The following is a 1,035-nucleotide window of genomic DNA, read 5'->3' as shown; positions in this document are numbered from 1 at the left end:
GACATTTGTGTAAAGAGCAATTATCATTCACCAGATTTAGTGAATATTAAAGTTAAATTGCTAGAGTATGTGCTAACAGAAAGGCGACAAAAAGAGGCATCAGAAAAGTTGATTAATGATATTGATGAGCTTTTAAAAAAACAGACGATAGCTTGTCGGATAAAAGCAAAATATCAACTGATGAGAAGTACATACCACCAGTGGATGTTGTTTGATTTTGAACAGTCATTGATTGAGGCTAATCAGGCAGCTAAAACGCTAAAAGATTGCCCTGATTCAAAAGAAGAATGGGCAATAGTGTATTTCAGATTAACCCAACTTTATGCATTTCAAGGTGATGTGGATAATGTTTTGGTATACGCAAATTTATTTGATGAAACTGTGAAAACAGCAAAAAACATCCCTGAAGTTTACAAAACAATTATTTACCAAGCCAAAGCCATCGCATTAGCTGATATGGGTAGTTTTAATGAGGCAATATTAACCTTAGATCAAGCGATTGAGATCAATAACAAGGTATCAGAGTTTTCAAGCAATATTATTGGGCTTTTGGTTTATAAAGCCAAGTTTTTATCAATAATGCATAAAAATGAATTGGCGTTGTCAGTCTTATCAGAGTTGGTAGGATCGCTTGATAAAAATTTCAAGGGAGAGAAGAATATATTTTCAGCATCAGTACCTATGATCAAAGGAAATATTGAGTTCAATAATGAAAATTATGTAAATGCAAGTGCTTTTATTAGTGAAAGTTTAGAGGCAATATCTTATCAAAATAAAAATAGGACAATAGCTTTTTTATATGCAATTGCAGCAAAAACACATGCAAAACTTAATAATGTAGAGCAAGCAATATTACATTATGGCGAAGCTGAGAAAATGTATTTTGAAACGCTTAAATATCACAAAACTCATGAAATAAGTTTATTGTATTTTGATATGGGGATGTTTTATTTTGGTATTCATGATTATATTCGCGCGACTGATTGTTTGGAAAAACATGAGTCTATATTTGGTAAAGAGCATCCTAATTCAATA

Annotated in this window: 1 protein-coding gene; it reads left to right on the top strand. The window is 31.7% G+C overall.

The annotated features are described in order from the left end of the window. Positions 1-1,035: tetratricopeptide repeat protein (locus DNJ75_RS14915; protein WP_170137248.1), on the top strand; the 1,035-nt coding region annotated here is incomplete at both ends.

This window comes from Cysteiniphilum litorale (assembly GCF_003428165.1).
GTDB classification, from domain to species: Bacteria; Pseudomonadota; Gammaproteobacteria; order Francisellales; family Francisellaceae; genus Caedibacter; species Caedibacter litoralis.
The sequence above is the reverse complement of the archived record's forward strand: the minus strand, read 5'-3'. Positions and strand labels throughout refer to the sequence as shown.